Origin of the sequence: Qipengyuania gaetbuli (assembly GCF_009827315.1) — a bacterium.
GTDB classification, from domain to species: Bacteria; Pseudomonadota; Alphaproteobacteria; order Sphingomonadales; family Sphingomonadaceae; genus Qipengyuania; species Qipengyuania gaetbuli.
On sequence record NZ_WTYF01000004.1, the window covers coordinates 1312906 to 1336186 of the forward strand.

19 protein-coding genes are annotated in these 23281 nt (G+C 64.7%); 11 read left to right on the forward strand and 8 right to left on the reverse strand.

Annotated features, from left to right (window positions below; all coding sequences use genetic code 11):
- Positions 1–59 precede the first annotated feature (59 nt).
- Together GRI42_RS08910 and GRI42_RS08915 are read left to right on the forward strand one after the other, a co-directional pair.
- Complete coding sequence (locus GRI42_RS08910; RefSeq protein ID WP_325065316.1) at positions 60–1595, forward strand: putative bifunctional diguanylate cyclase/phosphodiesterase; 1536 nt, start codon at positions 60–62, stop codon at positions 1593–1595.
- Between the two features lie 137 nt (positions 1596–1732).
- The gene (locus GRI42_RS08915) at positions 1733–3079 is read left to right on the forward strand and encodes a methyl-accepting chemotaxis protein (protein WP_160608160.1); all 1347 of its coding nucleotides are present in this window, start codon (positions 1733–1735) and stop codon (positions 3077–3079) included.
- A gap of 33 nt (positions 3080–3112) precedes the next feature.
- Here the strand turns inward: GRI42_RS08915 and GRI42_RS08920 are convergent, their stop codons facing one another.
- Positions 3113–6448 (reverse strand): amidohydrolase family protein, encoded by a 3336-nt coding sequence (locus tag GRI42_RS08920; protein WP_160608161.1) that lies wholly within the window; start codon positions 6446–6448, stop codon positions 3113–3115.
- An 80-nt stretch (positions 6449–6528) separates the two neighbouring features.
- Positions 6529–7548, reverse strand: a complete 1020-nt coding sequence (locus GRI42_RS08925; RefSeq protein WP_160608162.1) for a LacI family DNA-binding transcriptional regulator — start codon at positions 7546–7548, stop codon at positions 6529–6531.
- Positions 7549–7624: 76 nt separating this feature from the next.
- On the opposite strand from GRI42_RS08925, the gene GRI42_RS08930 reads away from it, so the two are divergent.
- Genes GRI42_RS08930 through GRI42_RS08940 form a run of 3 tightly spaced genes read left to right on the forward strand, consistent with a single transcriptional unit; the run spans position 7625 to position 10853 of the window.
- Entirely contained in the window at positions 7625–7981 is a 357-nt protein-coding gene (locus GRI42_RS08930; protein WP_160608163.1) for a PilZ domain-containing protein, read from the forward strand.
- Between the two features lie 52 nt (positions 7982–8033).
- Positions 8034–9404: a hypothetical protein gene (locus GRI42_RS08935; RefSeq protein ID WP_160608164.1), complete on the forward strand. Its 1371-nt coding sequence runs from the start codon at positions 8034–8036 to the stop codon at positions 9402–9404.
- A 45-nt stretch (positions 9405–9449) separates the two neighbouring features.
- Positions 9450–10853, forward strand: coding sequence for an O-antigen polymerase (locus GRI42_RS08940; protein WP_160608165.1), 1404 nt, complete (start codon positions 9450–9452; stop codon positions 10851–10853).
- On the opposite strand, the gene GRI42_RS08945 is transcribed toward GRI42_RS08940, so the two are convergent.
- Complete coding sequence (locus tag GRI42_RS08945; RefSeq protein WP_160608166.1) at positions 10844–11773, reverse strand: hypothetical protein; 930 nt, start codon at positions 11771–11773, stop codon at positions 10844–10846. The genes GRI42_RS08940 and GRI42_RS08945 overlap by 10 nt on opposite strands.
- 127 nt (positions 11774–11900) lie before the next feature.
- Here GRI42_RS08945 and GRI42_RS08950 point away from each other — a divergent pair, with 127 nt between their 5' ends.
- From GRI42_RS08950 to GRI42_RS08960, 3 genes are read left to right on the forward strand one after another with little or no spacing between them, the layout of a single operon-like run.
- On the forward strand, positions 11901–13403 hold the full coding sequence (locus tag GRI42_RS08950; protein ID WP_234033921.1) for a flavin-containing monooxygenase: 1503 nt from the start codon (positions 11901–11903) through the stop codon (positions 13401–13403).
- Positions 13404–13436: 33 nt separating this feature from the next.
- Positions 13437–14192 (forward strand): competence/damage-inducible protein A, encoded by a 756-nt coding sequence (locus GRI42_RS08955; RefSeq protein ID WP_160608168.1) that lies wholly within the window; start codon positions 13437–13439, stop codon positions 14190–14192.
- Positions 14193–14248: 56 nt separating this feature from the next.
- Positions 14249–17140 carry a DUF2339 domain-containing protein gene (locus GRI42_RS08960; RefSeq protein ID WP_160608169.1) on the forward strand — a complete coding sequence of 964 codons (2892 nt, stop codon included), beginning with the start codon at positions 14249–14251 and terminating at the stop codon, positions 17138–17140.
- A 118-nt stretch (positions 17141–17258) separates the two neighbouring features.
- Here GRI42_RS08960 and rplA read toward each other — a convergent pair whose 3' ends face one another.
- Complete coding sequence (gene rplA, locus GRI42_RS08965; RefSeq protein ID WP_160608170.1) at positions 17259–17951, reverse strand: 50S ribosomal protein L1; 693 nt, start codon at positions 17949–17951, stop codon at positions 17259–17261.
- 4 nt (positions 17952–17955) lie between these two features.
- Positions 17956–18387, reverse strand: a complete 432-nt coding sequence (gene rplK / locus GRI42_RS08970; protein WP_160608171.1) for a 50S ribosomal protein L11 — start codon at positions 18385–18387, stop codon at positions 17956–17958.
- 437 nt (positions 18388–18824) lie between these two features.
- On the opposite strand from rplK, the gene GRI42_RS08975 reads away from it, so the two are divergent.
- Both GRI42_RS08975 and GRI42_RS08980 read left to right on the forward strand, forming a co-directional pair.
- Complete coding sequence (locus GRI42_RS08975) at positions 18825–19511, forward strand: PspA/IM30 family protein (protein WP_160608172.1); 687 nt, start codon at positions 18825–18827, stop codon at positions 19509–19511.
- Positions 19512–19620: 109 nt separating this feature from the next.
- Positions 19621–20349 carry a CPBP family intramembrane glutamic endopeptidase gene (locus GRI42_RS08980; RefSeq protein WP_160608173.1) on the forward strand — a complete coding sequence of 243 codons (729 nt, stop codon included), beginning with the start codon at positions 19621–19623 and terminating at the stop codon, positions 20347–20349.
- 75 nt (positions 20350–20424) lie between these two features.
- Here the strand turns inward: GRI42_RS08980 and nusG are convergent, their stop codons facing one another.
- Entirely contained in the window at positions 20425–20961 is a 537-nt protein-coding gene (nusG, locus tag GRI42_RS08985; RefSeq protein WP_160608174.1) for a transcription termination/antitermination protein NusG, read from the reverse strand.
- Between the two features lie 25 nt (positions 20962–20986).
- Positions 20987–21193 (reverse strand): preprotein translocase subunit SecE, encoded by a 207-nt coding sequence (secE, locus tag GRI42_RS08990; protein WP_160608175.1) that lies wholly within the window; start codon positions 21191–21193, stop codon positions 20987–20989.
- A gap of 241 nt (positions 21194–21434) precedes the next feature.
- Here secE and GRI42_RS08995 point away from each other — a divergent pair, with 241 nt between their 5' ends.
- A complete protein-coding gene (locus GRI42_RS08995) occupies positions 21435–22958 on the forward strand; it encodes an alanine/glycine:cation symporter family protein (RefSeq protein ID WP_160608176.1) in 1524 nt (507 codons plus the stop codon).
- Between the two features lie 97 nt (positions 22959–23055).
- Here GRI42_RS08995 and GRI42_RS13855 read toward each other — a convergent pair whose 3' ends face one another.
- On the reverse strand, positions 23056–23205 hold the full coding sequence (locus GRI42_RS13855; RefSeq protein WP_170290012.1) for a hypothetical protein: 150 nt from the start codon (positions 23203–23205) through the stop codon (positions 23056–23058).
- Positions 23206–23281: the final 76 nt, after the last annotated feature.

Consider the following 23281-nt stretch of genomic DNA (forward strand, 5'->3'; position numbering starts at 1 on the left):
TCCCCTCTATGAAAAGCGGGAATTACCAGTTTCGCGTTACCATCGGGGGATTTTTACGCGTGAGCCTAAACTGTGACAGCACCGGTCACGATACGCGCGTTCTCCTGTTCGCACCCCTTGCCGTGCTCGCAATGATCGTATCGGCGACCGCGATTGCGGCGCTGATCGCGCTCAGCCTCAACGTATCGCTCCTGCCGGTCATCATCGTGGCCGGCGCTGCCGCATTCGGCCTTGCCACCGCCTTGTTCGGGCGGCTCGGCATTAGGCACCTGCGCCGGCTCGAACAGCTCAGCAATTCCGACAGCCTGACCCAGCTTCCCAACCGCCGCGCTCTGCACATCGGCATCCAGCAGGAAATCCGCGCCCAGCAGGAAGTGGCGCTGGCGCTGGTCGATCTCGACGGGTTCAAGCTCCTCAACGACCATTACGGCCATTTCGTCGGCGATGCGGCGATTAAGGAAGTCGGGCGCATTTTCGAGCAGGTCTGCGAAGGCAACGCGCAGGTCCACCGCCTCGGCGGCGACGAATATGCTATTCTCATGTCGGGCAGCCTGTCGGGCACGCTCCTCGAAGGAATTTGCCGCCGCGTCATCGAACGCCTGGCCAAGCCGGTTGCGGTCGACGATCGCCGCCTCACGCTGGGCGCCAGCATCGGGCTTGCGCGCCGCCTGCCGCACGACAGCATTTCCTCCAGCGAGCTGCTGCGCCGCGCCGACGTTGCGATGTATGCCTCCAAGCGCGGCGGCAAGATGCGCTGCACCTGGTTCTCCGAAGCCTTCGACCAGAGCCGTGAACAGCTCAAGGAACTGGACGACGAGCTCCGCATGGCGCTCGCCAACGAGGAATTCCGGCTCAACTACCAGCCGCTGGTCGACAGCCGCACCCGCAAGGTGGTCGCGGTCGAGTGCCTGATGCGCTGGGAGCGTCCCGACGGCAAGCGCGTCGGGCCGAACATCTTCATCCCCGTCGCCGAGGAATCGGGCCTGATCAATCCGATCGGGCTGTGGGTGCTCCGGCAGGCCTGCATGGACGCGATGGCGTGGGACGACATCACTCTGTCGGTGAACATTTCGGCTGCGCAACTGCGCAACCCGGAATTCCCGATCCAGCTGGGCCATATCCTCGAAGAAACCGGCTTCGATGCCGAGCGGCTCGAACTCGAAATCACCGAGACGTGCCTCGTCCTCGACCCGATCGTGGCGGAGCGCAGCCTCGCGGTCATCCGCGGTTTCGGCGTCCGGGTGGCGCTCGACGATTTCGGAACCGGTTATGCTTCCATCGGCTTCCTGCGCCAGTTCCGTTTCGAGAAGCTGAAACTCGACCGCAGCCTCGTCGTGCAGGCCGGCGAAGACGATGCCAGCCGCGCCATGATGCTTTCCAGCATTACCGTGGCCCGCGCCATGCAGATGGGCGTAACGGCTGAAGGCGTGGAAACGGAAGAACAGGCCGCCATGGTCCGGGCCGCAGGCTGCGACCAGATCCAGGGCTGGCTCTACTTCAAGGCCATGCCGGCCGATGAAATCGCCCAGCACCTCGGCCACCCGATCGGGGCAGCTTTGCCGGGCGAACGCGAAACTTCAGCAAAGGTCGCCTGAGAGCAGCATCGCGTTTACCTCGCCGATGCGGCGAAGGGCCCCACGCAAATCCCTGCCAAACCAGTGATTTCGAACCCGGCGTTTACCATATCGAAACGCTGTTCGGTTACCTCGAAGGCATCCTCAGAGGGGTGAACATGAACGCTATCAGCAAATTCGACGCCGAGCTGTCCGAAGAAATCGCCAACGTTTCGCTTTCCGCCGATGCCGAAGACGGCAATTTCAAGCGCTACTGGCTTGCTGACTGGTTCAATGGGCAGACCCTCGCCAACAAGATGAAACTGGCCGTGCTCGCACCGATGATCGGTACGGGCCTCGTGTCGCTGTTCGCCTATATCGGCTTTGCAGCAGAGGGCGCGCAACCCGTCATGCAGGCGCTGGTCCTGGTGACCGCCGCCATCTGCCTGGTACTCGGCTATCTCGCGACCCGCCGGATGATCCTCGACACCATCAAGCCGCTCAAGGCCGTGGCCGATGGCATGAAGGAGCTTGCTGCCGGAGGCCGCGACGTCGAAGTCAGCGGCGTGGGCCGCAACGACGAGATCGGCGATCTTGCCCGGGCTCTCGAAGTCTTCCTGAAATCGGGCCACAAGCTCGACGAACTCTTCGCCGGCCGCAAGGAAAGTTCCGAACGCCGCAAGCGCGAAATCGACCTCCTCGCCCGCTCGTTCGAGCATGAGATCGGCGAAGTGGTGTCTGCCGTCGCCTCAGCTTCCACGCAGCTCAACGAAACTGCCGCCGCGATGGCCAAGGCCGCCGAGCACGCCTCGGGCCAGGCCGCGCAGGTCAGCGGCGCGATGGAACAGGCATCGACCGGCGTAACCGCCGCAGCAGCCGCTTCCGACGAATTCGCCATGTCGATCGGCGAGATCAGCCGACAGGCCTCGCACTCGGCCGAACTGGCGCGCAAGGCCGCAGACGATGCTGAAGATGCCGACCAGACGATCTCCACCCTCGCTTCCTCGGCGGAACAGGTCGGCCAGATCGTCGAACTGATCCAGTCGATCGCACAGCGCACCAATCTGCTCGCCCTCAACGCCTCGATCGAGGCGGCGCGCGGCGGCGAAGCGGGCCGCGGCTTTGCCGTGGTCGCCAGCGAGGTGAAGGAACTGGCCACGCAGACCAGCCGCGCGACCGAGGAAGTCGCCGAGCAGATCCGCGCCATGCAGAATTCCACCGGCGCCAGCGTCAGCGCGCTGCGTTCCATCGGCGAACAGATCAAGCAACTCGAAACCACTGCCATCTCGATTGCCAGCGCGGTCGACCAGCAGTCGGTCGCAGGGCAGGACCTCGCCCGCAGCATCGACCTTGCCGCGCGCGGCACGGACGAGGTCGCCGGCCATATCGAGATCATGCGCGAAACCAGCCTCGCGGCCGGTGCATCGGCCAGCCAGGTGCTGTCGTCTGCTACCGACCTGCAGGGCCAGGCTTCGAACCTGCGCAGCCGCGTCGACACCTTCCTTGCGAAGGTGCGCGCGGGCTAAGGCTGGCGGGGGCCGGCGTTCACCGGCCCCGCGTCACTCCCACCAATATGGCATGCGGCGGGCGTTGCCCGTCGTTACCTCGTTCATGGTGCGCGCGTCGTACAGACGCCCGCCGACCATGACCTGCGCGATATCGTCCGAATTGCGGATGTCCTGCGCAGGATCGGCGGTCAGGATGACGAGATCGGCCAGCTTGCCGACTTCGAGGCTGCCGATGTCCTTGTCCATGCCCAGCGAACGGGCCGGCTCGATCGTCCCGGCGCGCAGCGCCTCGACCGCGCTCATGCCGCCGCGCGCGAAGCTCCACAGCTCCCAGTGCGCGCCGATGCCGGCCTGCTGGCCATGCGCCCCGATGCTGACCTTCACGCCGCGCTCGGCAAGCTTCTTGGCTTCGCGCGCGGAATTGTCGTCGACGAAAGCCCATTCCGGCGCCTTAGTGCGGCGGGCCGTTGCGGCCAGCAGCATCTTGGGCGGGGTGTGGACCAGCAGCGGGTTGTCGAACACGTCGGTCGCCTGGCGCCAGTAGGGATCACCGGCTAGGCCGCCATAGGTCACGACCAGCGTCGGGGTGTAATTGGTGTCCGACTGGCCGAACATCTGCAGGACGTCTTCATACATCACGTCGAGCGGGATGTTGTGCTCCAGCGTGGAGTTGCCGTCGGCGATGAGGTTCATGTCCATGCCGAACAGCGAGCCGCCTTCGGCCACCACCAGCATGTTTTCCGCCCGGGCAGCGGCGACGACCTGCTGGCGCTGTTCACGGCGGGGCTGGTTGTAGTTCTTCACCGAGATACCGCCCTGCGCCTTGATGCGGCGGACATGGGCCAGCGCGTCCTCGTAGCTGTCGACGCGCGCATAGACGCCCGGCGATTTCGCGCCGTAGATGATCTCGCCGGTCGAATAGATGCGCGGACCGAGCAGATTGCCGGCGCGCTGGCGCTCCGATGCGGAGAAGATCATGCTCGCCGAAGATGAGGGGTCGTGGATCGTCGTCGTGCCCAGCGCCAGGTTCTGGATCAGCGACCAGTTCTGCTGCGGGACGAGATCGCCCGACCCTTGCGCGCCGTGCGCGTGCGCATCGACGAGGCCCGGGATGATCGTGCGACCAGCTGCATCGACGACCTTCGCGCCGGCCGGCACGGTCACGTCCGATGCCGAGCCGATCGCGGCGATACGATCGCCGTCGATCAGGATCGTGCCGTTCTCGATCGTTCCGGCACTGTTGCCTGCCATGGTGTGGATGCGGGCACCGGTGATGGCGACCATCCCGCTCGGCTTGTCGGCGCGCACGGTGCGGGCCAGCGAGGTGCCGCTGTCGGGCGGGGTGAAGCTGGGTGCATCCTTGCCCTGCGGCGCGCTCGGCGTTAGCGCCGAGGTACTCGCACGGTAAAGCACCGGCCCCATCGACCAGTGCAGCGTGGAGCCGTTCTGGGTCCAGCCGATATAGTCCGCCCCGCCCTTGCTGACCTTGGTCACGGGAAGCGAGCTGGACTTCTCGCCCACGGTCACCGCCTGCCCGCCGGGAAGCAGCGGCATGGCGAAGACCTCGTAATTCTGGCGGAAAGCGACGTAATCGCCGCGCGGGCTGACGCGGAAATCGTTGGCCAGTTCGCCCTCGGCGTGAACTCGGCGCGCCTCTCCGTCGAGATCGCTGGAAATCAGCTGCAGCTTGCCGCCAGAGCGGGCAAGCATGAACAGCCGGTTGCCATCCGCTCCGAACTGCGGGTCCGATCCGTCACGGGTGACGAGGCGCGGCAAACCGCCAGACGCGGAGACAGCGTAAACGCCCTCGTTCTCCGAGAAATCGGGCGTGGTGAGGTAACCGCCGCTGCGCTTTTCGAACACGATGGTGCTGCCGTCGGGCGAGAACTGCGGGACCGCGTAATGGCCCGGCTCGCGGGTCACCGCGCGTTCGTCGCGCCCGCGGCTGTCGATGGTGACGATCCGCCCGAGCCCGGCATCGGTCCAGCGCACGAAAGCAAGGCGCGACCCGTCGCGCGACCAGGTCGGCCACAGCTCGAGGCTGGCGTCGTCGCTGCTGGTCAGGCGGCGCGGCGCGGCATCGCCGCCGACCGGCTTGGTGTAGAGCTTGCCGAGGCTTTCGAAGACCACGGTGCGGCCATCGGGCGACACGGAGGCGAAACGCGGGATTTTTGCCGTGAAGCTATCGGGCGCGACGTCGATCACCGGATGCGGCGCCGAGGCCACAGTCCGCGTATCATCGATGCGGAATGGGATTTCGCTGGCACCCGACCCGTCGGAAGCAATGCGCATGATCTTGCCGCCGGCCCAGGCGACGATGCTGGAGCCGTCCGGCGTCCAGTCCATCATCGGGTAGACGCCGTAGACTGCCCATGTCTCCTGCATGTCGAGATCGAGCTGGCCGTAGACCATCCGCTCGCGCCCGCTGGCGATATCCTTGACCCACAGCTGCGACTGGTCCTTGTCTCGCCGCACGAAGGCGATGCTCTTGCCATCGGGCGAGGGAGTGGGGCGCACGGCGCCGCCATAGCCGCCGATGGCGGTCGTCACTTCGCCGGTGTCGATGTCATAGCGTTCGACGCGGAAGATGCCGGCGTTGGAATCCTGCGCATATTCGAAGATCGGGCCCGAGGTGACATTGCGCGTGTAGTAGATCGCGTTGCCGTCGGGAGCGTAGACCGGCTCGCCCAGTTCCTTCTGCAGGGCTTCGCTGGCGCGCTTGACCAGCTGGACGCCGCCGCCGCCCGATGCATGGTAGAGCCACACCTCGCCCGTGCCCAGGCTGCGCTGCGTGGTGAAATGCTTCTTCGCAACGATGTACCGCCCATCGGGAGACCAGCTGGGGTGGTTGATGAGGCGGAAGTCTTCCTTGGTGACCTGCTGCTTGTTCGAACCGTCGCGGTTCATGACCCAGATGTTGTCGCCGCCGCCGCGATCCGAGGTGAAAGCGATCTTGCTGCCATCGGGGGAGAATTGCGGGTGGACTTCCCATGCGAGCCCTTCGGCAATGCGCGTGGGCGTGCCGCCGGTGATCGGCATGGTGTAGATATCGCCGAGCAGGGCGAAAGCGAGGGTGCGCCCGTCGGGCGATACGTCGACATCGATCCACGTGCCTTCATCGGTACGGATCGGCACTTCCTTGAGCTGCGCGCCGCGCGGTGCGGTCACGTCCCATTTCTCGTCGCTCTTTTCCTCGCCGGCAATCGGGACGGTTGCCGGGGCGGCCTGCACCTGCTGGCCGGTGCCTTCATGCGGCAGGTCGGCCTGCGAGGCGTCGACTTCCTGCTCCTCGACCGGATTGGGGCTGGGCGTGGGCTCTTCCTGCTGTGCGTGTGCGGCGGACGCGCACAGGACCAGCGCGAGGGCGGAAGCAATGCTCGACTTCATGTATTTCTCCCTGACAGTCGGGAGCGGCTTAGACGTGCCTCACGCGCGAATGCAAACGCCTGTTCGACGAACGACGGTAATCAGGCGACGCTGGCGCGTTCCACCAGGCGCACGGGGACACGGCGTTCCGCCTGCTCCTCGCCCCCGGCAAGCGCGGTTTCGACCAGCATGCGGCCTGCTTCGGCAAAGTCCGGCTCCACTGTCGTGAGCGGCGGATTGCTGAATTCGCCCGAGCCGAGGCCGTCGAAACCGACCACTCCGACCGCACCCGGCACGTTCACGTCGCGCAGTGCCAGTTCTTCCAGCGCACCCAGCGCCATGGCGTCGCAGGCGAAGAACAGCCCGTCGAACTTGGTCCCGCTTTCGGTCAGGCGGATAATCGCATTGCGGCCCTGCGAAACGCGGTCCGAACCGATCGACACGAATGCCGGTCGCGCGTCCAGTCCTGCGCTTTCCATTGCCGCCTGGTAGCCTTCGAACCGTTCACGGAACTGCTTTTGCGAGGAATTGGGATCGCCCACAAAGACGATATCCTTCGCCCCGCCCTTTACCAGCCGTTCGACTGCCAGCCGCCCGCCTTCGCGGTTGTCGGAGCGGACCCAGACGGCATCGTCGAAGGGCGAGCCCCAGAAGGCGATGGCCTTGCTGTCGTCGGCTACCGAGCGGAAATAATCCCATGCAGCCGAATTGGTCGCCGTGCCGATCACCACCACCGCGTCGGCCTGCCGCCGGGCGACATAGTGGCCGAAGAGTTCGTTTTCCTTCGCCTGGAATGAAACCAGCGCCTCGTAGCCGCGCTCGGCCGCCGCAGCGCAGGTGCTGCCTAGCAAGCTATAGTAGAACGGATTGATTGCGGCCGGCCCCTGCCCGTCGCGGCCGATCACCACGATGGCGATGCTGCCCGTCTCGCCCTTGCGCAGGCCGGCGGCGCGCATGTTGACGTGATAGCCGAGTTCCGCCGCGGCCTGTTCGACCCGGCGCCTGGTAGCCTCGGTGATGGTTTCGGACCCGGACAGCGCCCGGCTCACGGTGGACTGGCTCACCCCTGCCCGTTCGGCGACGTCGATCGACGTTACCCTGTGCGGCCTGTTTGTCGTCATGGCTCTCCGCGCGCTCCCTCGGCACTTGCCCCTATAGCTAGCCGATATGCCCGTCCAGTAAAGACACGGGGGGTGCTTGCGCTGCCAGCCAAGGCGTGAGAAGATTTTAATCGCACAGAAACAGGGGGCCACCATCGAGACACGCCGGGAAGATCGCCATCTGGTCCATGTCGCGGGCGCCTATCGCGCGCGGCAAAGCGGTTCGCGGCAAATCTGGATCAAGGACGTGTCGGAGTATGGTTGCCGTTTCTTCGACAAGTTCTCCGTGCTGCGGGTGGGCACCGAAGTGCTCCTGAAGCTCGGCAATATCGGCCCGCTTGAGGCGCATGTCCGCTGGCGCGAAGGCAACATCGTCGGCGCGGAGTTCGTGACACCCCTCCATCCCAGCGTGCTGGGCCATATCGCCGAATTCATGTCGGAAGACGCAGGCTGAGGCGGTTCGCGTCGGCTTGGTCCGACGATGCGCCGGCGCAGGGAACAGGCAGGTGAGTTCGCAGGCCCGCATACGCAAGGGGATTGCCGCCCATGCCGCGACCCTCGTCACGAGGATCGCGGTGCAATTCGTCACGCTGCCCGTCTTCTTCGCCAGCTGGAGCGCGGACCGCGTCGGGACCTGGCTCCTCCTTTTCGCCATCCCGGCCTATGTCGCGATCGCCGCCACCGGCTTCGCGGCCGCCGGCGGCAATAGCGCTCTTGCCGCGATGCAGGCGGGAGACAAGGAACAGGCCGCCGCCGATTTCCATGCCTCGTGGCTGGTCACCACTATCGCAACGGGCGTACTGGCGTTGCTCTTCTTCATCGGCATGGCGGCAGTGGTCCCGCAGATGTCGGGTCTCGACCTTCTATCGGCAAGCGAAGGGACCGCGACGCTGGCCTGGCTGGCGCTCTACATCTTCGCTGTCAGCCAGACGATGATCGCGGAAATCCCCTTCCGCGCGGCGGGCAAGTACCCGGAGTATATCGCCAGCTTCAACGCGGCCTCGCTGGTCGAGATCGTAGTCATCGCACTCAGCGTCGTTACCAGCGACAGCTTTGCCACGCTCGCCATGGCGCTTGCCCTGTCGCGCGGCGCCGGCGCGCTGCTGATTTTCCGGTTGGGCAAGAATTACGCGCCAGAACTGTTCCGGCGTTCGGGCAAGCCGCTCCGCGAGAGCTTCCGGCCACTGGTAAAGCCCTCGCTCGCTTTCATGCTTGCCCCGCTGATTTTCGGCATCAACCTGCAAGGCTTCGTGCTGGTGCTTGGCCTGAGCGTGGGCGCGGCCGCGCTCGCAGGGTTCGTCGCGACCCGTACGCTGACCCGGATCATCGATTTATACACCAATTTCACTTACGCATCGCAATTCTACGAAAGCGGACATTTCGATGGGCCCAAGGAGGATATCCAGCGCCGATTGCTCGCCACCATGACGCTAGTGTCGCTGCTGGCCTGCCTTGCGCTCTCCGCATTCCTCCTCGGCGTGGGTCCGTGGCTGCAGGACTTCTACACGCTGGGGCAGACCAGCTTCGATCCGCTGGTGGCTGCAATCCTCCTGGCGGCCGCCACGTTGCGCGCGCTGGCAGCATCTCCCACCGCGATCCTTGCAGCGGCCAACCTGCATTCGCGCTACATGACGGCCTATCTCGCTGGCTCCGCCATCGCCCTAGGCCTTGCACTGTTGCTCGCAAGGTCCGGCGCTTCCTTGCCAGTCGTGATCGTGCCCTTGCTGCTGAGCGAAGCGAGCCAGCTGGTCCCCGCCATGCGCGATGCGATGCGTGTCCTCGCGATCACTCCGGCACAATTCCTGAGAATGCTCGCGTCTCGACAAAGGCTGGCGGATATCCGCGCGCTATTGAACCAATTGCGGAGAAGCCGCTGAGCGCCTTGCCGCAAGGGACACCGGCGGCGTAGACAAGCGCCCACAGTGTACGACCTGCTGCTCCTTGCCTCGCTGATACTGTTTGCGGCCGTCAGCGCGGCCTATGCCCGGCATCCGGCAGCCAGCCTGATGCACCCGGCGAGTTTCTACCTCGCGTTTCACGGCTTCGTCTTCGTCCTGCGCTCGATCGTGGCACGCGTCTACGACTTCAGCTTCGTATACCGACTGTACGATTTCCTGCCGTCAGTTAGCGACAAGATCACGGTCATCCTCGCAGCCAATCTCGCGATGATAGTGTTCGTCGCGGCCGCCGTTTACGCAGCGCCCATGCCGGTGAAGCCCGTCCCGCCTCAGGATTACGGGCGGATGCGTGCACAGCTTGGCAAGCCGATCCTCATCACGGCGGTCATCCTTGCCCCGATCGGCACCTATGCGCAGCTGTTGAACTGGCAGCGACGCGAAGACCAATATGCCTCGATGGTCCGCGATGCGGCGACAGGCATCGCGACCAATACCGACACCATCGGCTGGCTCACCGACGCCTCGATGTTCCTCGCCCCGCTGACAGTCATGCTCATCTGGCTCGCCCGTTATCGCTGGTGGAGCTGGGGCATCTTCGCGGTGTTCATGGTGCTGCAGGCAGGCGACGGCACGCGGGGGCCGATCATCTTCGCCGCTGCCGCGGTTGCGATCCTGTCGCTGCTGGAATCCCGCCGCCAGTGGTTCGACTGGCGCACGACCGTACTAGCCCTCGCCGCCCTGTTTGCTTTCGGCCAGATCGTCGTCGACCGCGGGGCCGGCCTGCGCGATGCGGTGGGTCAGGCAGATTCGGCGGGCGACGCAGGCGCTGCCGACCTTGCACCGCTGGAAGGCATGGATTTCGCCAATCTCGAATATTTCGAATACGTCGTTTACGCCGTCCCCCAGCGAACCGGCACCTACGACTATTTCACCAGCAACCTGCAGGTCTTCACCGAACCGGTCCCGCGCGCCTTATGGAAGGAGAAGCCTGTGGGCGCACCGGTCCAGTACTTCAGGCTGTGGGACTATGGCCGCCCGATCGGCATCACCGTGTCCCTGCCCGGTGCCGGGTGGATGTCGCTCGGCTATCCGGGCGTCGCGATCCAGGCGCTATTCTTCGCGCTGCTTTATGCCTTCGCCTATCGCCGCCTGCTCATGCGCCAGACCTCTCCGCTGGCCCAGATCGCTTATGCGCTGGTGATTGCAACGGCCTTCAACGTACTGCGCGACGGCACGCTGCTGACCTTCGTCAGGCAATTGCCCTTCTACTTCGGACCGTTGCTGGTGGTCATGCTATTGCTGCGCATTCTCGGTCCGTCACGAGCGGCCCAAGCCCATGCATGGGAGGGCCCGGTGAGCGACTTCCTCGCGCAGACGCCGGCAGAGCGTCGCCGCAACCTCGCCCGGCAGGCCAGCGATCAGCGATAGCGGGGTGCGTATCCGCGGCCCAGCAGCCCAGTAAGGCGGCGATACCGTACCTTCCTGCTCACATGACGATCGAGGCTTTCCCGCAATTCTGCCGGATCGAAAGGCCGTTCCGTCCAACCGGCCAGGAAATCCTTGTCGGCGGGAAGGTGAAGGATGGCGACGTCGTCGAGGTCGCGAAATGCCCTTGGTCGGTGCTGCGTTCGCGCGGTCCAGTACCGCGCAATGACACCCTTCTCGCCGGAATCGGCGAGGTAGCCGCCGCTGTCACGATAGCGCTGGAGTGCTGCCCCGAGCACCATCTCGTCACCGGCATGGACCATTTCGGTCCACCGCTCGGCATAGGTCGGCCAGAGCGCTTCTATGTGTCGCAAGAGCGCGGCGAAGCAGGCGGCTTCGCCTGACAGGAATTCCCCGCCCCACCATTCGCGCCTGAAGTTCTCGCCGAGCAACAGGCGCAAGCTGTCGGGTAGCCTGGCGTCGTCGCCTTCCGAACCATCGCGGGGACCTAATAGGTAGCCATGAAGCCCTTCGTGAAGGCGCGCTCCATCCGGCAGTTCGCGAAGGCAAAGCGTATCCAGATCGACCAGCGCCACCGCATCCCCGAATGCGCCTTTCCCGAACTTGCCCAACAGTTCCAGCTTGTAGTGCGCCGGCCTGAAAGGAATGCCCGCCGGAAGCTCGAGCGGGAAGCCCTCCTCCCGCAGGGTAAGATCGTCGATGCCCATCCTTGCGCACCGTTCCGCGACCAGATCGGCCCTGTCCGTGATCAGCGTCCAATCGCAGCCGAAATGCCGGAACGAGCGCGCACTCAGCGCCGCACAGCGCAGGTAGACGTCGAGCGGCGATTCGCCCGGCGGCAGGTTCGCCGTGCGTTCGCCTTCCTCCGGCACGATCAGCAATCCATGGAAATGCGGTGCCAAGCGCGGCTGCTCCCCTTGCGTAAACCTGCCCTAATACGCCTGCACGATGAAATCGAGTTTCACATCGCAACCGAGGCTGGCGCACCGCCGAATGTTGGGTTACGCTGTCCGGATGGGAGAGAGACCAATGAGCGATCGCGCGACCGATTTTGACGTCCTGATTGTGGGCGCAGGCATTTCCGGCATCGGGATGGCCGCGCATATGAAGGAGAAGTCGCCCAACCGCAGCTTTGCCATCGTCGAACGCCGCGAAAACCTGGGCGGGACTTGGGACCTGTTCCGCTATCCCGGCATCCGTTCCGACAGCGACATGCACACGCTGGGCTTCGATTTCGAACCGTGGAAGCACGAGAAGTCGATCGCCGATGGTCCGGCCATTCTCGAATATCTCGACCGCATCGTCGATGAACGCGATATCCGTCGGCACATCCGCTTCAACCACAAGGTCGTATCGGCCGACTGGCGCGGCGCGGACGCCCGCTGGCACGTTACCGTCGAAGGCGAAAACGGCGAGCGCAAGCACCTCACCGCCAACTGGCTCTATCTCGGATCGGGCTATTACGATTACGATGAACCCTATGATCCGGGCTTCGATTTCGGCGAGTTCGAAGGGCAGGTCATCCACCCCCAGTTCTGGCCCAAGGACCTCGACTATTCGGGCAAGAATGTCGTCGTGATCGGATCGGGCGCGACTGCCGTTACCATCGTCCCGTCGATGGCGGACAAGGCGGCCAAGGTCACCATGCTCCAGCGCACGCCGACATGGATGTTCTCGCGCCCGGCCAAGGACGCGCTAGCAAACTTCCTGCGCAAGGTCCTGCCCGAAAAGACCGCCTACAAGATCACTCGCTGGAAGAACATCAAGCTGCAGGATTTCGGCTTCAAGCGCGCCCGCACCAAGCCCGAGAAAATGGGCGAAGGGCTGCACAAGCGGATCCGCAAGTCGATGGGTGCGGATTACGATCTCAAGCACTTCACTCCGCCCTACAAGCCGTGGGAACAGCGCCTGTGCCTCGTGCCGGACGACGACCTGTTCGAAGCGCTCAAGAGCGGCAAGGCCGATGTCGTCACCGGCCACATCAAGGCTTTTGAAAAGGGTGGCGTGCGCCTCACCGACGATAGCTTCCTGCCCGCCGACATCATCGTCACGGCCACCGGCCTCAAGCTGGCCGTCGCCGGCAAGATCAAGGTGTCGGTCGAGGGTGAGCAGGTCGATTTCGCCCAGCGCTTCTACTACAAGGGCTGCATGTTCTCGAACATCCCGAACCTTGCAGTGGTGTTCGGCTATCTCAATGCCAGCTGGACGCTGCGGGCGGACGTCAATTCCGACTACATTTGCCGCGTGCTGAACCTCATGGAAGGCATGGGCGTCGACATCGCCGTGCCGAACCTGCCCGAAGATCACGGGCTGGAAGAAGACGACATCTTCGATTTCTCGTCCGGCTACATCCAGCGCGGCAAGTCGATCATGCCGAAGAATGCCGTCGCCTTCCCCTGGCGTCTCAACCAGGAATACATCTCCGATCGCAAGCTCATGCGCGAGCAACCGGTCGATGACGGCATCCTCACCTTCTACCGCAAGGGCGCCAATGCCCGGCGCACGGACGAGGCACTCGAAGCTGCGGAGTAGCATTTCGCGCGCGGCGCCCCTAACTGTGGCCGCATGAACAAGCGCATCTATACCGCCGGGCTCGTCGTCATCGGCGACGAGATCCTGTCCGGACGCACGCACGACAAGAACATCGCGCAGGTAGCCAGCTGGCTGCAGGTCCAGAACATCCGCCTGGCCGAAGTGCGAGTGGTGCCCGACGTGATCGACAAGATCGTGGAAGCGGTGAACGCGCTGCGCGCAGACAACGACTATCTCTTCACCACCGGCGGCATCGGCCCGACGCATGACGACATCACGGTCGATGCCGTGGCGAAAGCGCTGGGCGTGGAGGTGATCATCCACCCCGAAGCCCGCGCGATCCTCGAACGTTACTACGCCGACAAGGGCGGCCTCAACGAAGGCCGCCTGCGCATGGCCCGCGTGCCGGAAGGCGGGGAACTGATCCCCAACCGCATGTCGGGCGCTCCCGGCATCCGTATCGGCAATCTCCACCTCATGGCCGGCGTACCGCATATAACTGCCGGAATGCTCGACGCGCTCACCGGCACGCTCGAAGGCGGCGATCCGCTGCTGAGCGAAACGGTTGGCGGCTTCATTCCCGAAAGCGAAGTCGCAGTGACGCTCCGCGATGTCGAAAAGGCGCACGAAAACTGCCAGATCGGCAGCTACCCCTTCTTCCGCGAAGGCAAGGTCGGGTCGAACTTCGTGGTCCGCTCGACCGACCGCGCCGCGCTCGATGCCTGCATGGCCGCGCTTTGCGACGGGCTGGAGCAGCAGGGCTTCGCCTTTACCCACGGGGGAATCTGATCGCGCCTTGCCTCGCCTAGCGCTTGCGCTAGCCTTCGGGCGGAAGGGGTGTCGCGATGGAATGGTTTCTGGCTCTCGTCCTGTTCGCTCTGGCGTTCTACCAGCGCGAGAAGCTGCGCACCTTGCAGTACCGGGTCGAAAGCCTCGAAGGTGCGATCGATCATGTGCTGGCCCTGTTGCGAGAGGGCAAGGGCGCTGAAGTCGCGGAAGCAGTAGCGCCCCCGGAACCGGCGAAAGCGAAAACCGCATCTGTTCCTCTGGTGGTCAGGCGAACCGGCGAACCGGTGTCGAAGCCGGAGCCGGTTGCCGACCTTCAGCCGCAGCCTCTCCTTCCGGAGCCGGAGCAACAGCCTGAAGAACCCGAGCGCCGCTTCGCCTTCGACTTCGAAGAACTCTTCGGTCGCCGCCTCCCGATCTGGGCGGGCGGCGTCACGCTTGCCGTGGCGGGTGTATTGCTGGTCCGGTACTCGATCGAAGCGGGCTTGCTTACTCCCAGCGTGCGGGTGGCCCTCTCCTTCCTCTTCGGGCTTGGCCTGCTCGGCGGCGCGGAAGCCGCCTATCGCAATGCCGAGCGGGTCGGGGACGAACGGGTGTGCCAGGCACTCGCCGGGGCCGGCCTCGCCACGCTTTATGCAGGCTTCTACCTAGCGGGCAGCCAGTACGACCTGATCGGCCAGACCGTCGCCTTCCTCGGCCTGGCGGTCGTGACTGCAGCGGCGATCGGCCTGTCCTATCGTTTCGGCCTGCCAAGCGCCGTGCTGGGTCTGGTCGGCGGTTTCGCAGCGCCCGCCCTGGTCGGCGGGGAAGAAGCGAACCTGCCGCTGCTGGCGCTGTACCTTGCACTCGTCACGGGCGGGCTGACCCAGACCGGCAATCGCCAGCGGCGCCCATGGCTTGGCCTCGGCGCGCTAATCGGCGGCCTCGGCTGGGGCGGGCTGCTGCTGACCACTGGCGGGATGTCGGGCGTCGATATCCTCGCGCTGGGCCTCTACTTCGTCCTCCTCGGCGCAGTCCTCCCCGCGCTCCTCGCAACCGAGAAGCTCGAGCGGCCGCTCCGCCTCGCATCGGCCGCGATTGCCAGCCTGCAACTAGCCGTGCTCGTCGACGAGGGCGGCTATTCGGCGCTTGCCTGGGGCCTCTACCTGCTGCTCGGCGGCGCGCTGGCATGGTTCGGATGGCGCAAGCCCGAGGTCCGCCCTGCCAGTGCCATGGCAGCGACCATCGGGGTCCTGCTGCTCGGTCTCTGGCCTGCCCCGCCCGAAGCGGGCTTTGCGGCAGTCGCCGCCGCGCTGGCCACGATTTTCGCCGGTGTGCCCCTGTTCCACCTACACACAAGGTCCGACCAGCTGGTCGACCGGCTGAGCGCGGCGCTCGTCCCGCTCGCGCTCGACATCACCATGCTGCTGACCTTCGGGACGCTTGACAGCGACAACTTGCGTATCGCGGAAGCGCTGGCCTGTCTCGCGCTTGCCGCCCTGCCGGGAGCGGCCGCCTGGCTGCTCTGGAACCGCGAGGATGCGGTGAGCCTTGCGGTGAATCTGGCCTCTGCTGCCGTCCTCGCCGTGCTTGCAGGGCTCTGCGTGTTGCCGGCCATGGCGACGCCCTTCCTCTTGGGCGCTATCGCCGCCGGCCTCTGCCTGCTGCTCCGGCGCCGGTTGCAGGAAACCCTGCCGCTCGCCGCCGTCACGTGGACTGCCGCGCTTGCTGCGCTGGCGAGCGTACCCGCCAGCGACGCCCTGATGCGGGAGATGGACGCGCTGGTGACCGGGACCGACCATACCAATCTGACCGGCATACTGCGCTGGCTGGCTAGTGCTGCGCCATTCGCCCTCCTCGCCCATCTGGAGCGCGACGGACTGCGCCGCGGGATTGCCGAGGCCGTTGCCGCGCTTGCAGCCTTTGCCGCGCTGGCGCAGGTGCTACCGCCAATCGCCCTCGTCTGGACCGCGACTGCAGGGGTGCTGGCCTTGCGCTGGCGCATGCCGGGGCGCGACATGGCCATGCTTGCGCTGGTTGCCGCCATCGGCCTGTGGGCGTTCCTGCCCCTGGTCGACTGGACCGGAGCGGGAGCCGTCTCGCTCGCCGGGGACCCTTTCCTCCTTTCCTCGCTGTCTTCGCTTCGCAGCACGCTGGGGCACATCCTCCCGCTTGCCTTGGCCCTTGCCGCAGTCCAGATTTCGGAGCGAGGCTTCCTGAAGTCGCCCATGGCGCTGGGCTGGGCCGCACTGCCGGTAGGGTTCGTGGTGCTCCACGTCCTGTTCAAGCAGATCTTCGCCATCGAGACGATGACCGGTTTCCGCGCGTCAGGCCTGGCAGAGCGGACCGTCTTCGAAGCCCTCCTGCTTTCGCTCGCCTGGGGCGCGGCAAAGGGTATCGGGCAAATGCCGGCCGACCGGCGTGTCGCGACGGGCCTGGCGGTCCTTTCTTTAGCGCATTTCTCGATCTTCACGCTGTTCTGGCACAACCCGCTCTTCGCGCTGCAGGCTGTCGGTCCGGTCCCGCTGGCGAACCTCGCGCTGGCCGCTTTCGCCGTCGCCATCGCCGGGCTGCTGTCGCTGCGCCTGTGGCATCCGCGCTGGCGGGTATGGATCGACGCGCTGGTCATGGCGACCGCGACGCTCGGGGCAATCACCCTGCTGCGGCAGGCCTTTGCCGGGAGCTACCTGCCTCAGCTGCCCATGTCGCAGGCCGAGGACCTGCTGCGTTCGCTGGTCGGCATCGTGCTGGCCGTCGCATTCCTGCTCATCGGCAGCCGCCGGGCAGAGCGCAGCTGGCGGGTCGGGTCGCTCGTCCTGATGACTGGCACCGCGATCAAGGTGTTCGTCTTCGACACCGCCGGCCTCGAAGGCCTCGTGCGCATCGCCAGCTTCGTGGCACTGGGAGCTAGCCTCATTGGCATCGGCTGGTTCTATTCTCGCCAATTGCGCAGCGAGCCGACACCACAATGAGAAAGGGCCGGAGGTTTCCCCCCGGCCCGTTTCTTGTTTGCGCTATCGCTTCGCTACATGAACGCAGGGATAGTCAAATCCCACCGAAGTAGGAAAGCGGCTTATCACCTGCGCGCTATTAAGCGCCTTCGACTTCGCCGAGGTCGACCTTGAGGCCCGGGCCCATCGACGAGGTCAGCGTGACCTTGCGGACGTACTTGCCCTTGGCGCCCGAGGGCTTCGACTTGACGATCGCGTCGGTCAGGGCCTTGAAGTTCGCCTTCAGGTCTTCGTCCTTGAACGACAGCTTGCCGATGCCGCTGTGGATGATGCCCTGCTTTTCGACGCGGAATTCGACCTGGCCGCTCTTGGCGTCCTTCACGGCCTGTTCCACGTTCGGGGTCACGGTGCCCAGCTTCGGGTTCGGCATCAGGCCCTTGGGACCCAGCACCTTACCGAGGCGGCCGACGACGCCCATCATGTCCGGCGTGGCGATCACGCGGTCATAGTCGAGGTTGCCGTTCTGCATGTCTTCCATGAGGTCTTCGGCACCAACCTTGTCGGCACCGGCGGCCAGCGCCTTGTCGGCGTTGTCGCCGCGGGCGAAGACAGCGACCTTAACGTCCTTGCCCGTGCCCGAGGGCAGCGAGACCATGCCGCGGACCATCTGGTCGGCGTGGCGCGGATCGACGCCGAGGTTCATGGCGACTTCGACGGTTTCGTCGAACTTGGCCTTGTGCTCGCGCAGCGTGGCGATGGCTTCGTCCACGGTGTAAAGCTTTTCAGCGTCCAGCTTGGCGCGGACCTGCTGGGTCTTCGTCTGCTTTGCCATGTCCTTAGCCCTCCACCACTTCGAGGCCCATCGAACGCGCGGAGCCTTCGATGATCTTCATGGCCTGGTCGATATCGTTCGCGTTGAGGTCGGCCATCTTGGCTTCAGCGATTTCCTTGACGGCGCTGCGCTTGATGGTCCCGGCCGAAACCTTGCCCGGCTCCTTCGAGCCCGACTTCAGCTTGGCAGCCTTCTTCAGGTAGAACGATGCCGGCGGCGTCTTGGTGACGAAGCTGAACGAACGGTCGGCATAGACGGTGATGACCGTCGGGATCGGGGCGCTCTTTTCGAGGTCCTGCGTGGCGGCGTTGAACGCCTTGCAGAATTCCATGATGTTCACGCCGCGCTGACCCAGTGCCGGGCCGATCGGGGGCGACGGGTTTGCAGTGCCGGCGGGCACCTGCAGCTTGATATAGCCTTCGATTTTCTTGGCCATGATGGCCTCCTTTCACACTGTCGGCGGTGCTTTTTCGAACGCCGCCTCATGTTGAGCGGTCGAGCGAAGGACAGGGCCTTCTCCCGCACGGGTTTCCTTCGCTGTCGCTTGGGAAGGCGCGCACATAGCGATCTGGGCGCAGATTGCAAGCGCGAAGCGCCCTGTTGGACCCGCGTTGGAAAACCTCCCCTGCACCCCGACAGGATGGAACGGATGGAACACTGTCCTTGCGGAAAAATTCCCGCCCTTCGCGCGCCGCTCCTGTTTCGTGTCCTTCCTGCCTTTTTTGCGTCACCAGCATTTCGCCGCAGCTAGACTTTGGCGGCCAAGTAGGAAAGCAAGTGTCCCCTTGAAGGTTAATTCCGGTTATCGGCGTCAATATTCTTCCATTAAGAATTGAATACTATTAAACGGGGCAGGAATTCAGGGGGACTGCAATGTTTCGTATCGCCATCCAGGTGCGAGAGCTCATTTCCAGTAACGTGACCAGCGCGCTCGACGGTGCGTCCAATCCGGCCAAGCTGCTCGCCCGGCTCCAGCGGGAAATCGAGGAAGCGCTGATCGGCCTTGCCGGGGAAACCACCAAGGCGCGCCGCCAGCAAGATCGGCTCAAGGCCGAACTGGTGCAAGCCAATGCGCAGGAAGCCGACTGGGGCGCCAAGGCCCGCGTCGCCATGGACAACGGCCGCGAGGATCTGGCCCGCAAGGCACTGCACGCCCGCGAGGACAGTCGCAGCAAGATTGCGCAGCTCAAGCAGGACATCGCGCGCCTTGATGCCGAGATGACCGAGATGCAGGAAGCGGAAATCCAGCTCGAGGCGAAGCGCGACGATGTGCGCAAGCGCCTCGCCGACCAGCTCGCCGCCGATGGCAATGCCTCCGGTTCGGCCCCGCGCGGCGGCTTCGCCAGCCGGACCGAAAAGCGGATGGACCACATCGCCAACCTCGAAAAGCGCACTGCCTTTGCGACCGAAGACGACGCCGTGGGCCGCGGTAATGCCTCGGTCGACCGCGAGATCGAGGAAATGCGCCGCGAGCGCCTCGTCGACGACGAGCTTGCCGCCATCCGCAGTGCTGCGCCCGCCAAGCCGAAAAAGGCCGGCAAGAGCAGCAAGGCTGCCTGACTGCCTCCGCCATGCCGTCCCGGTTTCCGGGGATTGGCAGGCACTTGGGAGTTGAAGCCCTGCCCCAACCGGGCGATTGCCGGGTGACAGGCGGGGAGGTCTGATACGCATGGACGATAGCAAGGTCGCAACACTGGGCTGGGGGCGCTTCATCCTCCAGTTCATCACCGTCACGCTGGTATTCTTGGCCGCTTCGGCGCCGGCCGTCATCATCTTCGGCATGACTTCGCCCGGCCTGCTCGGCTCGGTCGCGGGCAGCATGGCTGCGGCCCTGCTCGTGTGCTGGTTCTGGCTGCGCAGGGACGGCGCGCTGGCCGAGGCGTGGGACATGGGCAAGCCCGCCATCGGCTGGGGCCGCACGCTTGCCGTCGGCGCACTGGGCGCCGGCCTCATCATCGCGTGGTTCCAACTCGGCACGCTGTTGACGCGCCAGCTCGGCCTCGGCGCGCCGGAAGTGGCCGCCGTGCTCGACTTCGTAACCGAAAGCCCGGCCAGCCTGCTCCTGTGGATCGTCGTGGTGGCGTGGTTCACTGCCGGCCTTGGCGAAGAGCTGCTTTACCGCGGATTCCTGATGGACCGCCTCAACCGCCTGCCGGGCCTTGCCGGCAAGATGTGGCTGGTGATCTTCATCCAGGCCGTGCTGTTCGGCATTTCGCACGGCTACCAGAGCCTTGCGGGCGTGCTGATCACCGGCGTCGTCGGCTTCGGCCTCGGTTACCTGCGCGCCCATAGCGGCGGCAATCTGTGGGCCTGCGTGATCGCCCACGCGATGGTCGACACGCTTATGATGGGCACGGCCTATGCCGGGAAGATGGGCCTGCTGCCGGTCGCTGGCTGACGAGCATCGCCAACGAAAAGGGGCGCCCCTCGATCCGAGGAGCGCCCCTTTTTCGTGCCGTCATCGGGCGGACTGTTACTTGACCAGTTCGACCTGCTCGAAGTCGAGTTCCACCGGGGTGGCGCGGCCGAAGATCGAGACCGAAACCTTGACCTTCTGCTTGTCGAAATCGAGTTCCTCGACAAGGCCGTTGAAGCTGGCGAAGGGGCCGTCGAGCACCTTGACCTGGTCGCCGATTTCGTAATCGACATCGACCTGCTTCTTGGGTGCTGCCTTGGCTTCTTCCACACCGCCAAAATAGCGCGCGGCTTCCTTTTCGGAGATCGCCTGCGGCTTGTTGTTAGTGCCGAGGAAGCCGGTCACCTTGGGCGTGTTCTTGACCAGGTGGTAGATGTCGTCGGTCATGTTCAGCTTGGCGAGCACGTAGCCCGGCATGAACTTGCGTTCGACCTGGACCTTCTTGCCGCGCTTCACTTCGGTCACGGTCTCGGTCGGGACTTCGACTTCTTCGACGCCTTCGGACAGGCCCAGGCGCTCGGCCTCGGCGATGATCGAATCGCGGACCTTGTTCTCGAAGCCGGAATAGGCGTGGATGATGTACCAGCGTGCCATGTGTTTTCGTTTTCCCGTTAGCGGATCAGGCCAGCGTCATCAGCCAGCGCACGACGGCACCGAACATCGAATCGACGCCGAGGAAGAAGAGCGAGAGAATGACCATCATGATGAAGACGAAGATCGAGATACGGATCGTCTCTTCACGCGTCGGCCAGACGACCTTGCGGCGTTCGGTCTGCACCTGCCGGATGAATTCGGCGGGGGAGGTCTTGCTGTCTTTGTCGGCCATGGCCCGTCACTCTCGCAATAGAACTGCTCTTGTCTTCCGGGATGGGGGTTTCGCCGCCCCGGTTCAAGTCCGGGAGGGGCAGGTTTCCATCGTCGATGTCGGAAGACAGGCAGCCATGTAGGCCGCACCTCGCCAAAAGGCAAGCGGGGGAGAGCGGGGGATTTGCGGGTTTTCAAGCGGGCCATCGCTCTCTAGCGTGCCACGCCTGACATCCAAGGGACGCACAGAGGGGTTACCTGACATGGCAACAAGCCAGGCACCGAGCTTGGGAGAACGGCTGGTAGAGCCGGTCACCAATATTTCCGATTTTATCTGGGTAGGGACGTGGAACGGGGTGGAAGTCATTCCCTTCCCGCCGATGACCATCTTCCTGTTGGGCATGGGCCTGTGGATCATGGTCGGCCTGAAATTCTATCCGATCCTGAAACTGGGCGCGGCGATCAAGGGGCTGTTTGCCGGCCGCAAGAGCGCCGGCGAAGGCGAGATTTCGCCCTTTGCGGCGCTTTCGACCGCGCTGTCCGGGCAGGTCGGCACGGGCAACCTTGCCGGTGTCGCCACCGCCATCGCGCTGGGCGGACCCGGCGCCATCTTCTGGATGTGGATCACCGCGCTATTCGGCATGGCACTGGCTTTCGCCGAAGGCAGCCTCGCCATCCGCTACCGCGAGCGCACCAGCGACGGCGTGCTGCGCGGCGGCCCGATGACCTACATCATGATGGGGCTGGGCAAGAAATGGACCTGGCTCGCCGTGGTCTTCTGCCTCGGCACGCTGTTCTCTGCATTGGTCACGGGCAATTCGATCCAGGCCAATGCGGTGGCGGACGGTCTCAACGAGCTGTTCGGTATCGAGGAATGGCTCGGCGGGCTGATTGTCGCGATCCTCGTGTTCATCGTCATCATCGGCGGCATCAAGTCGATCGGCAACGTGGCGGAAAAGGTCGTGCCCTTCATGGCCGCGGCCTACATCGTGATGGCAGTGATCGCGCTGATCCTGAACTTCGGCGACCTGGGTGAAACCTTCGCACTGATCTTCCACGGGGCGTTCAACCCGCAGGCGGCAAGCGGCGGCTTCGTCGGCGCGGCGATGATCATCGCCATCCGCGCCGGTGTCGCGCGCGGCCTGTTTTCCAACGAGGCCGGCCAGGGTTCGACTGCCATCGCCCACGCGGTGGCGCAGACCAACGATCCCGAACAGCAGGGCCGCATGGCGATGCTGGGCACATTCATCGACACCATCGTGATCTGCACCATGACGGCGCTGGTCATCCTCACCGTGCGCGGCGACTTTACCGCGGGCGGCGAGGCGGTGCTCCACGCCTGGCAATCCGACAAGGTCGGCTTCGAGATGACCAGCGGCGCCTTTGCCGCGGCCTTCCCGATGATGCTGGCTGGCGTGCCGATTGGAACGCTGGTCGCCTCGATCGCGCTGATCCTGTTCGTCTTCACCACGCTGTTGACGTGGTCCTATTACGGCGAGCGTGCGATCACCTTCCTCTACGACCGGATGAAGGGGTCCAACCGTGCGGGCGAGAAGAAGCTGCACATGGCATGGCGCGTGCTGTGGTGCGTGGTGATCTTCCTCGGCGCGGCACAGCCTTCCGAACTGGTCTGGCGCCTCGGCGACATTTCCAACGCGGCGATGGCCCTGCCCAACCTGCTGGCGCTCGCGCTGCTGAGCGGCGTGGTGTTCAAGCTGGCCAAGGGCATCAAGGATGCCGGCCCCACGCACATGGCCGATACGCCGGAAGAGCCGGAGGAATACTGACCTCCGGCCGTCACGTACGGCACAAAAGATCAGGGGCCGGGGGTCTTTCGACCTCCGGCCCCTTCCCTTTTCAGGGTGTCCTAACCGACTGAACCGTTCAGCGAGCCCCGAACAGGCGGGCGAAGAAACCCGGCTCTTCCATCGGGAGGATCTTGCCGTGTTGCCTGTAGCGCAGGGACGCGTCGCTATAGGGCTTCGGCTTCACCCACCGATCGGGGCGGCTGCTATGGAAGGACAAGCTCGACATGGGGTTCCTCCATGAAATACTTTCCCACCGTCCTGCCGCGTAGAACCCCCTATGCGGCTATCGGGTTCCCGCGAAA

Bases quoted from the DNA above. Each gene is read 5' to 3' on its own strand.
- GRI42_RS08915 (WP_160608160.1), top strand. From the start codon at position 1,733: ATGAACGCTATCAGCAAATTCGACGCCGAGCTGTCCGAAGAAATCGCC.
- GRI42_RS08920 (WP_160608161.1), bottom strand. From the start codon at position 6,448: ATGAAGTCGAGCATTGCTTCCGCCCTCGCGCTGGTCCTGTGCGCGTCC.
- GRI42_RS08925 (WP_160608162.1), bottom strand. From the start codon at position 7,548: ATGACGACAAACAGGCCGCACAGGGTAACGTCGATCGACGTCGCCGAA.
- GRI42_RS08950 (WP_234033921.1), top strand. From the start codon at position 11,901: ATGAGCGATCGCGCGACCGATTTTGACGTCCTGATTGTGGGCGCAGGC.
- GRI42_RS08955 (WP_160608168.1), top strand. From the start codon at position 13,437: ATGAACAAGCGCATCTATACCGCCGGGCTCGTCGTCATCGGCGACGAG.
- GRI42_RS08960 (WP_160608169.1), top strand. From the start codon at position 14,249: ATGGAATGGTTTCTGGCTCTCGTCCTGTTCGCTCTGGCGTTCTACCAG.
- rplA (WP_160608170.1), bottom strand. From the start codon at position 17,951: ATGGCAAAGCAGACGAAGACCCAGCAGGTCCGCGCCAAGCTGGACGCT.
- rplK (WP_160608171.1), bottom strand. From the start codon at position 18,387: ATGGCCAAGAAAATCGAAGGCTATATCAAGCTGCAGGTGCCCGCCGGC.
- GRI42_RS08975 (WP_160608172.1), top strand. From the start codon at position 18,825: ATGTTTCGTATCGCCATCCAGGTGCGAGAGCTCATTTCCAGTAACGTG.
- GRI42_RS08980 (WP_160608173.1), top strand. From the start codon at position 19,621: ATGGACGATAGCAAGGTCGCAACACTGGGCTGGGGGCGCTTCATCCTC.
- nusG (WP_160608174.1), bottom strand. From the start codon at position 20,961: ATGGCACGCTGGTACATCATCCACGCCTATTCCGGCTTCGAGAACAAG.
- secE (WP_160608175.1), bottom strand. From the start codon at position 21,193: ATGGCCGACAAAGACAGCAAGACCTCCCCCGCCGAATTCATCCGGCAG.
- GRI42_RS08995 (WP_160608176.1), top strand. From the start codon at position 21,435: ATGGCAACAAGCCAGGCACCGAGCTTGGGAGAACGGCTGGTAGAGCCG.
- GRI42_RS13855 (WP_170290012.1), bottom strand. From the start codon at position 23,205: ATGTCGAGCTTGTCCTTCCATAGCAGCCGCCCCGATCGGTGGGTGAAG.